General features: G+C 61.0%; 12 protein-coding genes. 2 read left to right on the plus strand and 10 right to left on the minus strand.

The window, feature by feature from the left end:
* Nucleotides 1–88: 88 nt before the first annotated feature.
* From J2J98_RS25185 to J2J98_RS25225, 9 genes are all read right to left on the minus strand, one after another.
* On the minus strand, nt 89–973 hold the full coding sequence (locus tag J2J98_RS25185; protein ID WP_207603552.1) for a helix-turn-helix domain-containing protein: 885 nt from the start codon (nt 971–973) through the stop codon (nt 89–91).
* Between the two features lie 128 nt (nt 974–1,101).
* Complete coding sequence (locus tag J2J98_RS25190; protein ID WP_138395669.1) at nt 1,102–1,860, minus strand: fumarylacetoacetate hydrolase family protein; 759 nt, start codon at nt 1,858–1,860, stop codon at nt 1,102–1,104.
* 79 nt (nt 1,861–1,939) lie between these two features.
* Complete coding sequence (locus J2J98_RS25195) at nt 1,940–3,319, minus strand: FGGY-family carbohydrate kinase (protein WP_138395668.1); 1,380 nt, start codon at nt 3,317–3,319, stop codon at nt 1,940–1,942.
* Entirely contained in the window at nt 3,316–3,636 is a 321-nt protein-coding gene (gene rhaM, locus J2J98_RS25200; protein WP_064707157.1) for an L-rhamnose mutarotase, read from the minus strand. The genes J2J98_RS25195 and rhaM overlap by 4 nt, the downstream gene beginning before the upstream one ends.
* A complete protein-coding gene (locus J2J98_RS25205; protein ID WP_207603553.1) occupies nt 3,633–4,640 on the minus strand; it encodes an ABC transporter permease in 1,008 nt (335 codons plus the stop codon). Before J2J98_RS25205 ends, rhaM begins: the two co-directional genes overlap by 4 nt.
* Nucleotides 4,637–5,638 carry an ABC transporter permease gene (locus tag J2J98_RS25210; RefSeq protein ID WP_064707462.1) on the minus strand — a complete coding sequence of 334 codons (1,002 nt, stop codon included), beginning with the start codon at nt 5,636–5,638 and terminating at the stop codon, nt 4,637–4,639. Before J2J98_RS25210 ends, J2J98_RS25205 begins: the two co-directional genes overlap by 4 nt.
* A 10-nt stretch (nt 5,639–5,648) precedes the next feature.
* On the minus strand, nt 5,649–7,184 hold the full coding sequence (locus J2J98_RS25215; RefSeq protein WP_207603554.1) for a sugar ABC transporter ATP-binding protein: 1,536 nt from the start codon (nt 7,182–7,184) through the stop codon (nt 5,649–5,651).
* A 70-nt stretch (nt 7,185–7,254) separates the two neighbouring features.
* Complete coding sequence (gene rhaS / locus J2J98_RS25220) at nt 7,255–8,250, minus strand: rhamnose ABC transporter substrate-binding protein (RefSeq protein ID WP_064707154.1); 996 nt, start codon at nt 8,248–8,250, stop codon at nt 7,255–7,257.
* A gap of 47 nt (nt 8,251–8,297) precedes the next feature.
* Nucleotides 8,298–9,110: a DeoR/GlpR family DNA-binding transcription regulator gene (locus tag J2J98_RS25225; RefSeq protein WP_097588436.1), complete on the minus strand. Its 813-nt coding sequence runs from the start codon at nt 9,108–9,110 to the stop codon at nt 8,298–8,300.
* A 199-nt stretch (nt 9,111–9,309) separates the two neighbouring features.
* Between J2J98_RS25225 and J2J98_RS25230 the strand changes: the two genes are divergently transcribed.
* Complete coding sequence (locus J2J98_RS25230; RefSeq protein WP_207603555.1) at nt 9,310–11,406, plus strand: bifunctional rhamnulose-1-phosphate aldolase/short-chain dehydrogenase; 2,097 nt, start codon at nt 9,310–9,312, stop codon at nt 11,404–11,406.
* Between the two features lie 48 nt (nt 11,407–11,454).
* Here the strand turns inward: J2J98_RS25230 and J2J98_RS25235 are convergent, their stop codons facing one another.
* Entirely contained in the window at nt 11,455–11,613 is a 159-nt protein-coding gene (locus J2J98_RS25235; RefSeq protein WP_003547831.1) for a YqaE/Pmp3 family membrane protein, read from the minus strand.
* A 79-nt stretch (nt 11,614–11,692) separates the two neighbouring features.
* Between J2J98_RS25235 and rhaI the strand changes: the two genes are divergently transcribed.
* The gene (gene rhaI / locus J2J98_RS25240) at nt 11,693–12,985 is read left to right on the plus strand and encodes an L-rhamnose catabolism isomerase (protein ID WP_207603556.1); all 1,293 of its coding nucleotides are present in this window, start codon (nt 11,693–11,695) and stop codon (nt 12,983–12,985) included.
* Nucleotides 12,986–13,023 lie beyond the last annotated feature (38 nt).

Consider the following 13,023-nt stretch of genomic DNA (forward strand, 5'->3'; position numbering starts at 1 on the left):
TAACGGAACGGCTTGTCTCGATCGGGGAAAATTGAACGTTTTTGGGCAATTCTCCGCAGTGTAAAGAATTGCTCAGTGAGCGTTGCTGTCAGGCAAGTTGAGCCTTCTTCCAGCTCGCCGGGGTGGTGCCGACATGTTTGCGAAAGACGCGGGTAAAATGCGCCTGATCGGCAAAGCCGGTTTCGGCGGCGATCGCCGTCAATGCATAGTCGCTCTCGACAAGCAGGCGCTTGGCCCTAGCGAGTCTGGCATTGGTCTGCCACTGGTGAGGCGCGATTCCGGTCGAGGCCTTGAAGGCATGGCTGAAATGCGATTGCGACAGCCCGGTCAGGCCGGCGAGCTCTTCGAGGCGGATATTGCGCAGGCAATTTTCCTCGATGAAGTCTGTGGCGCGGCGAAGCTGCCAAGAGGCCAACTTGCTGCGCTTGCGCGGAACGGCTTTGGAAAGCTTCAGCACGTCGATGATCAAAGCCAGAGCCAGGCCGTCGCCATAGAGATCGTGCAGCGGCTCCGGATTGAGGCATTCGGCAGCGACCAGCTGCGCCAGCGCCAGCACTCGCTCATCGGAAAAAAGAAGCCGTGGGCTTTCCAGGCGGCGCGGATCGATCTTCTCCGTCAGCCTGCGGCTGATCGTGTCGGCGTCGAAATGAAGGTCCAGGTGGCGCACCGCGTGCACGTCGGTCAGATCGGCCCAGACTTCCATGCCGGCCGGTACATAGGAGATCGGCCGTTTTTCCGTGTCCTGAACAGCGCCTTCCACCCTTGGCGACAGCTTGATGCGCGAATTGCCCGGCCCTCGCTTATCGAGCATGATGAAGAGCCGCGGATCCCGCGAGACATAATAGCCGCCGGCATAAGAGGCGCATTCGACGTCCCAAACATCGGCGACGATGCCGTTCCACAGGCGGCGATGCACGCCGCCAATAACGGAAAAGCCCTGGATCTTGTTCTGCATCCGTGGTTGAAACGTCATTCTCATTTCCCCTCCGACCACGCGCCGGAAGTAAACCTTCTTGAAAATATCAAGTTTATTACATCAGTCGGAAGCGCGTGACAACGTTCAATCCGGCAGCAGAGCCAAGATGAAAGCCGGCCTTGAGATCAGACTTTTACGACCGAAAAGCGTAGCCTGTTCTCGGCGAGAAGGATGTCGACTTCGCCCGGCTCGCTCAGTTCGATCGCGCCGCTCAAAGTGCCTGTCGTGATCAGGGCACCCGCCTTCAACGATGTTTGAGGCCGCAGCCCATCATTGGCGTATTCAACGAGCCAGGTAAGAACGTCGCCTTTCGGATGCTGCGCCGGGCCATCATAGATCGTGCGGCCGGCATGGGTGACCTTAAGCGGTGAGCCGGCGGCGGTGTCGACGGCGCTATTGTCCAGCTTCGGGCCGAGCACGTAGCCGCTGTTGCCGAGGCGGTCGGCGAGGAACAGCAGAAAGGAAACGCTGCCGCTTTCCTTGATCGCGCTCACCAACAATTCGGCGCCGAGATGGACGGTTGAGATCGCCTCGGTCACCTCCGCGCGGCTGTAAGGGCTGTCCGAGCGGACCGGCAGGTCCTTGCCGAGGCGCACGGCGATTTCTGTCTCGAACTTCAGCCCCGGATACCACGGGAGATCAGCGCCTGAGATGGCTTCGACATAGGGATGCAGCGGAGCTGTGACGGCCTGGCCCTGCGGCGATACCGTCACCTTCCACGCATTGCCGGACACGCCATCGGCCGCGGCCAGCAAATTCTGCGCCTCCATCGCCTGTTGAAGATCCCCCGGCAATGCGAAGGTGCTTGTTGCCTCCTGCCGGACGGCTTGGTGGAGGCTGTGAAGCCTGGCGGCCAGGGCACCCGGGTCGAATATCTCTGCCATGCTGTTCTCCTCGAATGATTTTCGAGGTGCACAGTAACGGCGAGGCCGGAGCGAACAAGTGCCGTTTCGGGAAAAGCCCCTATTCCATTGCCTTGTACCAAAGACCGCGATAGCCTCTCAGGCCGGGGATATCGATCGGTGCAAAGTGCCTCTGCGCACCGGGCACCGGCCGGATGCCGGCAAGCAGTGCGGCACCCTGGCTGGTCCCGGTTGTGCCGGGGAGGGCCATGACCTCGCGGCCCGCAAGCCCGGCAAGGAGTTTCAGATAGGGCTCGTTCAGCGCAAAAGGCCCTTCGACGACAATAGGGCCCTTGGCGCCGATCAATCCGAGGCAAGCATCCGTCATCAGCGCCAGATAGAGGCAGGCTGCGGCATGGCGCGCCTCCCGGCCTGCTCCTTCCATGCCGATCCAACGGCATGACTTTCCCGGAAAGGGTCCGGAGCCCGGGGCGACGTTGGGCAGCAGCATCATATCCTTGCTAAGCACCGCACCGATGGCTGCCCATGCGGCTTCGTCGTCCACCGGACCGATCTCGGCGGAAAGAATCTCGAATTCCCGCCCGCCCATGAAACGCGATGAGGGAACGGCGCGGCCATAGGCGTCGACATTGGCAAGCGTGTCGCGGCTCGGATCAAGATGATCGAGATCGCCGCCGACGCCGAAATTGATCACCCAGGTGCCTGTGGAGACGACGGCGAAGGGCGCCTCGCGACGGACCAGATGCGGCAGCAGCGATGCGTTGGAATCGTGGATGCCGCAATAAACCGGCACGGGCGCGGAAAGGCCGAGCCCGGCGGCGATTGCGGGCAGAACAGGGCCGAGCGCATCGAAGGCTGAGCGGATCGGCGCCATCTGCGCGCGGATGCCGAGCCGGTCGACGAGCGAAGAGTAGGTGCCGCTTTTCGGGTTCCAGAGATCGGTATGGCAGCCGAGCGACGTCAGTTCATTGGCGGCCACGCCGGTCAATCGCGCCGCCCAATATTGGGCATAGGTGAGAACGGTCTCGACCGCGGCAAACTGCTCCGGAAAGACGCTCTTCTGATAGTGCAGCTGCGCGCCGAGATTGAGGCCCATCGGCAGGCGCGGCGAGAAGGTTTCCGCGAAGGAGGGGCGCAACGCCGTATACGCATCGCGGATTGCCTCCGGATATTCGTGCTCGTAATCGATCACGGGCATGGCGAGCGCGCCATTCCGGTCGAGCAGTGCGGCTGCGGCGCCATGCGTCGTGATCGAAATGGCGTCGAAGCCGGGGTCCCGCGCCAGGCTCTTCAGCGCATCGAGAGCGAAGGCCCAGAGCGCCTCTATGTCGTAATGCGGATAGGGGCCGGTTTTAACCGCAATGTTCGGCCGCTTCAGAACTGCGGCTTCGGCGCCGGTTCCGCTGTCGAGGACGACGACTTTGGCATTGGTCTTGCCGATGTCGAGAACGGCGATGCGGCCGAAGGAACTGGCGGTCATGGCATATGAAAGACGGTGACGAGGTCACTCTGAACTGGCGAATTATCCGGATTGGTGGCCATGATGTCGGCCATATAGGCCCACCATTTCTTCATCACCGGATGCTCCGGCAGGCTCGCCATCGTGTGGTCATTCGGCCGCGTCAGAACGCCGAAGAGCGTATTGGTCTCGCGGTCGAGATGGATGGAATAGTCGCTGGCGCCCGACTGGTGCAGGAGATCGACCAGTTCCGGCCAGATCTCGTCGTGGCGCTTGCGATATTCGGCTTCCATGCCGGGATTGAGCTGCATCTTGAAGGCGTGTTTTTCCAGGGTCATCGGGAGCTCATGAGCTTGATGCGGCGGGCCACAATCGGGATGGCAATGGTGATGATGAGAAGCAGGCCGATGAAGATCGACATGACGATGCCCGGCACGTTCAAGAGACCGAGTCCGAAGGTGACGAGGCCCATGACGAAGGCGGCGATGACGACGCCGCCGATGGTGCCGGAGCCGCCGAGGATCGAGATGCCGCCGAGAACGACCATGGTGACAACTTCGAGTTCCCAGCCTTGGGCGATCGAAGGCCGGGTCGAGCCGAGGCGAGAGGTCAGGCAGACGGCGGCAATGCCGCTCATGACGCCGGTCAGCAGGAAGAGAATGAATTTGACGCGCTCGACCGGGATGCCGGAGAAGCGGGCGGCGAAATCATTATTGCCGATCGCATAGACCTGACGGCCGAAATTCGTCGCATGCAGCAGGATGGCGAAAAGGATCGCCAGCACGATGAAGAGTACAAATTCGAACGAGAACACCCAGACGACATAACCCTGACCGAAATAGGCGAAGTCGGCGGGATATTTGCCGTAAGCCTGGTCGCCGAGCACGATGTAGGAAATGCCGCGGAACAGGCTCATCGTGCCAATGGTGACGACGATCGACGGCAGCTTCAGCACCGATACCAGCAGACCGTTGAAGATGCCGCAGGCAAGGCCGGTGCCGATGCCGATCAGCACCAGGCCCGGCGCACCGATGCCGGCCTGCGCCGCCGCGCCCATCGCCGTCGAGGCAAGCGCGATGATGGCGGCGACCGAAAGGTCGATCTCGCCTGATATGACGAGCAGCGCCATGGCGAAGGCGATCATCGCCTTTTCGGTGAAGTTGAAGGTGGCGTCCGACAGGTTCCAGGCATCGAGGAAATAGGGCGAGGCCAGGGAGTTGAAGATGAAGATCAGGACCGCGACACCGAAGAGCAGCACTTCCCAACTTGCGACGATGCGGCGGAAGGGCGTGCCGAGGCGGTCGGGAATGACGCGCTTTTCGCGCTTGGACAGGGTGCTCATGCTGCGGCCTCCGTTCTGATTTCGGCTGCGGCGCGGTCGCGCAGGATGATGCGCCCCCGGTTGCGCTCACGCCGGGCGTTGAAGGCGACGGCGAGAATGATGACGGTTCCGGAGATCGCCATCTGCGTAAAGGGTGAAATGCCGATCACCGGCAAAGCGTTCTTGATGACGCCGAGGAAGAGCGCGCCGAGCACCGTGCCGGCGACCGAGCCGACGCCGCCGGCAATAGAAATGCCGCCGATGACGCAGGCCGCGACGCTGTCGAGCTCGAAGCCGTTGGCGATATCGACATAGGCGACGGCGTAACGCGATACCCAGAGATAGCTGGAAAGGCCGGCAAGAGCGCCCGACAGCACGAAAGCAAGGAATTTCGTGCGGCCGGTATCGATGCCCGCATAGACGGCAGCCGTCGGATTGCCGCCGGTCGCATAGGCCGAGCGGCCGAACTGGCTGTAGCGCAGCAGCATGTACATCAGCGCGACGATGATAATCGCAACCCAGCTCAGCACCGGAAGGCCGAGGATAGGCGTGCGGGGGACGGAGAGGAAGGTCGGCGTCATCTGGTGGGCGTTCACCCAGGCGCCGCCCGACAGCACGAAAGCCATGCCGCGATAGATGGTGAGTGTGCCGAGGGTGACGACGATCGGCGGGATTTCAAGGCGCCAGACGAGGAAACCGTTGATGCTGCCGAGAGCCGCGCCGATCAGGACCGCGGCAAGGATTAGCACGATCAATGGCAGGCCCGGAAATGCGGCATTCATCATCGCAATCGCCATGCCGGTAAAGGCAAGGTTGGCGGCCACCGAAAGATCGATCGATTTCGTCAGAATGACCGTCATCTGGGCAAGCGCCAGAATGATGAGGATCGCCGTGTCGTTGAAGATGCCGGCGAGATTGTCCGGCGTGGCGAAATCGGCGGCCCGCGTCGAGAAGACGGCAATCATCACGACGATGATGGCAAAGAGCAGGGTTTCACGCTTTCTAATCAGTCTGGCCATGCCCATCACCTCATGCATTTCCGGTCGCCGCGCGCACCAGCGCTTCCGGCGAAAGCTGATCGCGCTCGAACAGCCCGGCCGACAGGCCTTCCTTCATGACCAGCACACGGTCCGACATGCCGATGATCTCAGGCAGTTCGGAAGAGATCATGATGATAGAAAGGCCCTCTGCGGCAAGCTCGCTGATGAAGCCATGCACGGCGGCCTTCGAGCCGATGTCGATGCCCTTGGTCGGCTCATCGAGGATAATGACCTTGGGCATGGTGGCGAGCCACTTGCCGATGACCACCTTCTGCTGGTTGCCGCCCGATAGCGTGCCGACCGGCACGGAGAGCGCGGCGGCGCGCAGATCCAGCCGCTCGGCATATTTGCGGGCGAGCGCGAATTCTTCCGCTGCCTGCAGAAAGCCCTTGCGCGAGGTGCGCGCCAGCGACGGCAACGTCATGTTCTGATAGATCGGCATCGGCAGCGCCAGGCCGTGGCGGCCGCGTTCTTCCGGCACGTAGACGATGCCGGCCTTGATGGCATCATGCGGCGAATGGATCGAAATTTCCCGGCCCTCAAGCGTCAGCCTGCCGGAGAGCGGCTTGGTAATGCCGAACAGCGATTGCGCGAGCTCCGAACGTCCGGCGCCGATCAGGCCGTAAATGCCGAGAATCTCGCCCTTGCGCAGCGTCAAAGAGATATCGCGGAATTCGGTGCGGTGGCTGTATTTTCCGACTTCAAGCACCGGGCCGCCGATGGCGACCTCGATCTTCGGAAAGACGTTCTCGACGTCGCGGCCGACCATCATGCGGACGATCTCGTCCTGCGGCGTTTCCTTGAGCTTGCCCCGACCGACGGCGCGGCCGTCACGGAAGACGACGAAATCGTCGGCGATTTCGTAAAGCTCATCGAACTTGTGGCTGATGAAGAGGATCGCCTTTCCCTGTTCCTTCAGGCCCCGGACGATGCGGAAGAGATCGTCGATCTCCTTGCGGGAAAGGGCGGCCGTTGGCTCGTCCATGATGACGATGCGGGCCTCGATCGACAAAGCGCGCGCAATCGCCACCAGATGGCGTTGCGCGATCGACAGGTCCTTCAGCCGGATGGTGGGATCGATATTGCTTTCGAGCGCGGTCAACAGCGCCTTCGAGCGGCTGTTCATCGTCTGCCAGTCGATGGTGCGCAAGCGGGTGCGCGGGGCGTGGCCGAGGAAGATGTTCTCGGCGACCGTCAGTTCGTCGAAAAGTACGGTTTCCTGGTGGATGGCGGTAACTCCGGCATCGATGGCAGCCTGGGCGCTGGCAAAGCTCGTCGGCTGACCATCGACGAGGATCTCGCCTTCGTTCGGTCTGTAGATACCGGTCAGGATCTTGACCAGGGTGGATTTGCCGGCGCCGTTTTCGCCGATCAGCGCCGTCACCGTGCCCGGGTGAAGCGCGATGCTGACATTGTCGAGCGCCTTCACCCCGGGAAAGATCTGCGAGATGCCGCGCATTTCCAGAATGGCGGGCGCATCGCCGGTATTGCTGTCCGTGATGGGTTGTTGAAAGGCGGCGTTCATCAGATTTCTACCAGTGTCGAATGGGAATCCCGGCGGCCGCGCAGCCGCCGGGCTCTTTTTGTGCTCCAGATCAAAAGACCTTGGAGAACTGGTCGATGTTCGAGGCATTATAGACGAAGGGATCGGCCATGGCGGCTTCGCCGTTTTCGCCGACCTTGATCTTACCCATGCGGCCGGCTTCGATTTCGCTGCCCGGCTTGCCATCGGTTTCGCCCTTGACGAGGCGATAGGCGATCTGGGTTGCGGAGTAACCGAGGTCGATCGGGTTCCAGATGGCGAATTCCTTCGTGGCGCCCGACTTGATCGCGCCGGCCATTTCCGACGGCAGGCCGAGACCGGTGACGTAGACCTTGCCGACAAGGCCCTTGTCCTCGACGACCTTGGAGGCGGCCAGAACGCCGACGGTCGTCGGAGCGACGATGACCTTGACGTTCGGGTTCGACTTCAGCAAGCCTTCGGCTTCGCGATAGGACTTATCGGAGAGGTCGTCGCCGTAGACCGTGGTGACGAGGTTGAGGCCCGGAAAGTCTTTGAGCTGCTTCTTCATCTGGTCGATCCAGATGTTCTGGTTGGTCGAGGTTGTAGTCGCCGAAAGGATGGCGAAGTCGCCCTTGCCGCCTTCGAGGTGATTCTTGGCGAGCGTCAGGCACATCTTGCCGATCAGCTCGTTGGAGGACGGGTTGAGCTGCAGGATGCGGCCTTCGGGTGCCACGCCGGAGTCCCAGGAGATCACCTTGATGCCGCGCTGGGTGGCCTTCTTCAGGGCCGGAACGAGCGCGTCGGGATCGTTGGCCGAAACGGCGATGGCATCAACGCCCTGGGCAATTAGCGAGTTGATGACTTCGATCTGGCCTTCGGCCGTCGTAGACGTCGGACCGGTATAGATCACCTCCACGCCGCCGAGTTCCTTGGCGGCTTCCTGTGCGCCCTTGTTGGCGGCGTCGAAGAAGCCGTTGCCGAGCGACTTGACGACGAGGCCGATCTTGATGTCCTTGGCGCTTGCGGTGCCGGCCATCATGGCGACCGCGAGCGCTACGCCGAGCGCAAGTGTCTTTGCGAGTTTCATGTCACTTTCCTCCCGTTAAGATTAGACTTCCACACCTCGGCGGCGCCTCAGGCGACCGACGAGGAATCCTCCTTCACAAGCTGGGCCACCGGGCTGGCGACGATGAGCCGGACGCCGGCATTCTCGACCATGCGAGCCGCCTCTTCCGAGATGCCGTCATCGGTGATGACCACAGAAACGCGGTCGAGCGCGCAGAGAATGAGGCTCGACCGGCGATTGAATTTGCTTGAATCGACCATGACCACCAGTTCGTCGGCCTGGTGCATCAGCTTCTGCTCGCTCTGGATTATGAGGGCATCCGCCTCCATGATGCCGAGCGGGCCGACGCCCTGCGCACCGATGAACATGCGTCGCGCATAAAAGTTGCGGATCGCATCATTGTCGAAAGGCGACAGGATGAGACTCTGCTCGCGATAGATCGCGCCGCCGGGCACCGTCACCGTATTCTTCGAATGCTTCACCAGATGTTCGGCGATGGCGAAAGAATTGGTCATGACCTGCATGCGATGGCCGGCCATATAATGCACCATCTGGAAGGTCGTCGTGCCGCCATTGATGATGATGGCGTCGCCGGCCTCGCAGAGATCGACCGCGGCGCGCGCAATTGCACGCTTTTTATCGATATTGACCGATTCTGAAACCCGGAAGGGTCGGCCAGCCAGGTTGCCGAGCTGCGGCGGATGCACCGCTTCGGCGCCGCCGCGGACGCGGCGGATCTTGCCCTGCACGTGAAGAGCCGCAATATCACGCCGGATTGTCGCCTCGGAAGCTTCCGTCAGCTCGGAAATATCCTGGATCGTGACAACGGACTTTTCCTGAACGGCGCTTAAGATGATGCGATGACGTTCGCGTTCGTGCATTGGGCCCCTCCTCTTGTCATATTTATTTCTTATCCATTAAAAGCTGTCAATCACAAACGATCATAAATTTTCATACTGCGCTGCACAATAATCGAATTTGATCGTTTTCGATTGACAAACTCCGTTTTGATGAGCGATACCGGTCGACGAAAAGGGCGCGAACCCTCGCGACCCGATGACGATTTCATGGGAGGATGATATGGCGGCGAACGTCCGGCTTCTGGAAAACCGGTGGGATGATGGTTACGCGGCAGGTCTCGACGAACCGGGCAAGCTGCTCTATCGCTCCAATCTGCTCGGCGCCGACAAGCGCATTACCAATTACGGCGGCGGCAACACTTCGGCCAAGGTGATGGAAACCGATCCGCTGACGGGCGAGAAAGTCAAGGTTCTCTGGGTCAAGGGCTCGGGCGGCGATGTCGGCACCATCAAGCTCGACGGTTTCGCGACGCTCTACCAGGACAAGCTGGAAGCGCTGAAGGGCATCTACAAGGGTGTCGCGGACGAGGACCGCATGGTCGGTTTCCTGCCGCACTGCACCTTCAACCTGAACGCTCGCGCCGCCTCGATCGACACGCCGCTGCACGGTTTCGTGCCTTTCACCCATGTCGACCACATGCATCCCGATGCGATCATCGCGATCGCCGCGTCGAAGAATTCCCGGGAACTGACGAAACGGATATTCGGCGACGAGATCGGCTGGCTGCCATGGCGCCGTCCGGGCTTCCAGCTCGGCCTCGATCTCGAAGCCTTCGTCAAGGCCAACCCCAACGCCAAGGGCGTCGTGCTCGAAAGTCACGGCCTCTTCACCTGGGCAAACGACGCCAAGGCTTGCTACGAGCTGACGCTCGATATCATCAATAAGGCGATCGAATGGTTCGCTGGCCAGACCGAGGGCAAGACGATTTTCGGCGGCGCGGCCGTTCAGAACCTGCCGGTTGCCGAACGCCGCGCCATCGCCGCCCGGCTGATGCCCGAGATTCGCGGCCGTATCGGCAAGCAGGAGCGCAAACTCGGCCATTTCGACGATCAGGATGCGGTTCTGGAATTCGTCAATTCCAACAACCTGCGCCCGCTCGGCGCGCTCGGCACCAGCTGCCCGGACCACTTCCTGCGCACCAAGATCCGTCCGCTGATCGTCGAATTCGATCCCGCCAAGCCGGATGTCGATGCGATCGTTGCCGGTCTCGACAAGGCGCTGGAAGATTACCGCGCCGACTACGCCCGCTATTATAACGACTGCAAGCATGACAATTCGCCCGCCATGCGCGACGCCAATCCCGTCATCTTCCTTGTTCCCGGCGTCGGCATGCTGTCCTTTGCTCGCGACAAGGCGACTGCCCGTATCGCCAGCGAATTCTACGTCAATGCCATCAACGTCATGCGCGGCGCCTCGACGGTCTCGGAATATCAGGGCCTGCCGGAGCAGGAAGCCTTCGATATCGAATATTGGCTGCTCGAAGAGGCCAAGCTGCAGCGCATGCCGAAGCCGAAGAGCCTTGCCGGCAAGGTCGCCTTTGTCACCGGTGGCGCCGGCGGCATCGGCCGGGCGACGGCCGCGCGCCTGGTCGGGGAAGGCGCTTGCGTGGTGCTTGCCGATATCGATCAGGCAGCGCTTGAATCGACCGAATCCGAATTCGTGAAGAAGTACGGCGCGGACGCCGTGCGCACGGCGAAGCTCGACGTCACCAAGGAAGACGCCGTTATCGCCTCCTTCGCCGAATCCTGCGTCGAATTCGGCGGCGTCGATATCCTCGTCTCGAATGCAGGTATTGCCTCCTCGGCGCCGATCGAAACGACCGAGCTGTCGACGTGGAACCGCAACATCGACATTCTGGCGACCGGTTATTTCCTAGTCTCGCGTGAAGCTTTCCGCCTGTTCCGTCGTCAGGCGCTCGGCGGCAACGTCGTCTTCATCGCATCGAAGAACGGTCTCGCCGCGTCACCGAACGCTTCCGCCTATTGCACGGCGAAGGCCGCAGAAATCCATCTCGCCCGTTGCCTGGCGCTGGAAGGAGCCGATGTCGGCATCCGTGTCAACACGGTCAACCCGGATGCCGTTCTGCGCGGTTCCAAGATATGGAGCGGCGAGTGGCGCGAACAGCGTGCGGCCTCCTCGAAGATCGAGGTCGACGAGCTGGAGGAACATTACCGCAAGCGGTCGATGCTGAAGCTCAACGTGTTCCCGGAAGATATTGCCGAGGCGGTATATTTCCTGGCGTCTGATCTTTCGGCCAAATCGACCGGCAATATCATCAATGTCGATGCCGGCAATGTCCAGAGCTTCACGCGCTAGAGCAGTTCAGCAATAGTGCAGCGGTTTTGCGTCAAAGCAAACGGGCAGCTACTTCCTCAGGATCACCCATATTGCGTGGATGATCCCAGGCACATAGCCGCAAAGCGTCAGCAATATGTTGAGCCAGAAATGCAGGCCGATCCCGACCTGCAGAAATACGCCAAGGGGCGGCAGGATGATCGCAAGAAGAATGCGGACGACGTCCATCGTAGCTCCTGAGTTTTGAAGACATGTAAGAGTTAGAACGCAAACCACCGTTCTGTGGTTCGCGACGTGGGAGGAAACAATGGCTGAATTCAGGATTGCGCCGGATCTGGTGGCGACGGAAAATGAAAAACGGACAGCGGCGCTGAAAGCCGATTACGAAGCACTGGGTGCGACGCTTGCGCGCCGCGGCGTCGATATCGAAACTGTCACCGGCAAGGTGGCTGAGTTCTTCGTCGCGGTTCCTTCCTGGGGCGTGGGGACTGGAGGCACGCGCTTTGCCCGCTTTCCCGGCACCGGAGAACCGCGCGGCATCTTCGACAAGCTCGACGATTGCGCCGTCATCAATCAGTTGACCCAGGCAACGCCGAATGTCTCTCTGCATATTCCCTGGGACAAGGCGGATGCACGAGAGTTGAAGGCCAAGGGCGATGCGCTCGGCCTCGGCTTCGACGCAATGAATTCGAACACCTTTTCCGACGCGCCGGGCAAGGCCCATTCCTACAAATACGGCTCGCTCAGTCACACCGATGCGGCAACCAGGGCACAGGCGGTCGAGCACAATCTCGAATGCATCGAGATCGGCAAGACGATCGGCTCCAAGGCGCTGACGGTCTGGATCGGCGACGGTTCGAACTTCCCCGGCCAGAGCAATTTCACCAAGGCGTTCGAGCGTTACCTCGCCTCGATGGCTGACATTTACAAAGCCTTGCCCGACGATTGGAAGCTCTTCTCCGAGCACAAGATGTATGAGCCGGCCTTCTATTCGACGATCGTTCAGGATTGGGGCACCAATTACCTGATCGCCCAGACGCTTGGCCCGAAGGCATATTGCCTCGTCGATCTCGGCCACCATGCGCCGAATACCAATATTGAGATGATCGTTGCCCGCCTGATCCAGTTCGGCAAGCTCGGCGGCTTCCATTTCAACGATTCGAAATATGGCGATGACGATCTCGATGCCGGCGTGATCGATCCCTACCGGCTTTTCCTGGTTTTCAACGAGCTTGTCGATGCCGAGCAGCGCGGCGTCAACGACTTCAACCCAGCTCACATGATCGACCAGTCGCACAATGTCACAGATCCGATCGAGAGCCTGATCAATAGCGCCAACGAAATCCGCCGCGCCTATGCCCAGGCGCTCCTCGTCGACCGTAAGGCGCTCGAGGGTTACCAGCACGACAATGACGCGCTGATGGCGTCGGAAACGCTGAAGCGCGCCTATCGCGCCGATGTGGAGCCAATCCTTGCCGAAGCGCGCCGCCGGGCCGGCGGCGCAATCGACCCAATCGCCGCCTATCGCGCCAGCGGCTACCGCAAGAAGGTGTCGGACGAGCGTCCGGCGTCGGTTGCCGGTGGCGGCGGCATCATCTGAGCTGCCCGCCCGGGTGAAAGCATTGCTGACGGCAGCGC

Source organism: Rhizobium bangladeshense, from assembly GCF_017357245.1.
In the GTDB taxonomy this organism is placed as follows: domain Bacteria; phylum Pseudomonadota; class Alphaproteobacteria; order Rhizobiales; family Rhizobiaceae; genus Rhizobium; species Rhizobium bangladeshense.

What these genes read in the sequence shown, in the direction of transcription:
- rhaS (WP_064707154.1), bottom strand. Translation starts at nt 8,250, where the DNA reads ATGAAACTCGCAAAGACACTTGCGCTCGGCGTAGCGCTCGCGGTCGCC.
- J2J98_RS25185 (WP_207603552.1), bottom strand. Translation starts at nt 973, where the DNA reads ATGACGTTTCAACCACGGATGCAGAACAAGATCCAGGGCTTTTCCGTT.
- J2J98_RS25225 (WP_097588436.1), bottom strand. Translation starts at nt 9,110, where the DNA reads ATGCACGAACGCGAACGTCATCGCATCATCTTAAGCGCCGTTCAGGAA.
- J2J98_RS25205 (WP_207603553.1), bottom strand. Translation starts at nt 4,640, where the DNA reads ATGAGCACCCTGTCCAAGCGCGAAAAGCGCGTCATTCCCGACCGCCTC.
- J2J98_RS25230 (WP_207603555.1), top strand. Translation starts at nt 9,310, where the DNA reads ATGGCGGCGAACGTCCGGCTTCTGGAAAACCGGTGGGATGATGGTTAC.
- J2J98_RS25215 (WP_207603554.1), bottom strand. Translation starts at nt 7,184, where the DNA reads ATGAACGCCGCCTTTCAACAACCCATCACGGACAGCAATACCGGCGAT.
- J2J98_RS25190 (WP_138395669.1), bottom strand. Translation starts at nt 1,860, where the DNA reads ATGGCAGAGATATTCGACCCGGGTGCCCTGGCCGCCAGGCTTCACAGC.
- J2J98_RS25235 (WP_003547831.1), bottom strand. Translation starts at nt 11,613, where the DNA reads ATGGACGTCGTCCGCATTCTTCTTGCGATCATCCTGCCGCCCCTTGGC.
- rhaI (WP_207603556.1), top strand. Translation starts at nt 11,693, where the DNA reads ATGGCTGAATTCAGGATTGCGCCGGATCTGGTGGCGACGGAAAATGAA.
- J2J98_RS25195 (WP_138395668.1), bottom strand. Translation starts at nt 3,319, where the DNA reads ATGACCGCCAGTTCCTTCGGCCGCATCGCCGTTCTCGACATCGGCAAG.
- J2J98_RS25210 (WP_064707462.1), bottom strand. Translation starts at nt 5,638, where the DNA reads ATGGCCAGACTGATTAGAAAGCGTGAAACCCTGCTCTTTGCCATCATC.
- rhaM (WP_064707157.1), bottom strand. Translation starts at nt 3,636, where the DNA reads ATGACCCTGGAAAAACACGCCTTCAAGATGCAGCTCAATCCCGGCATG.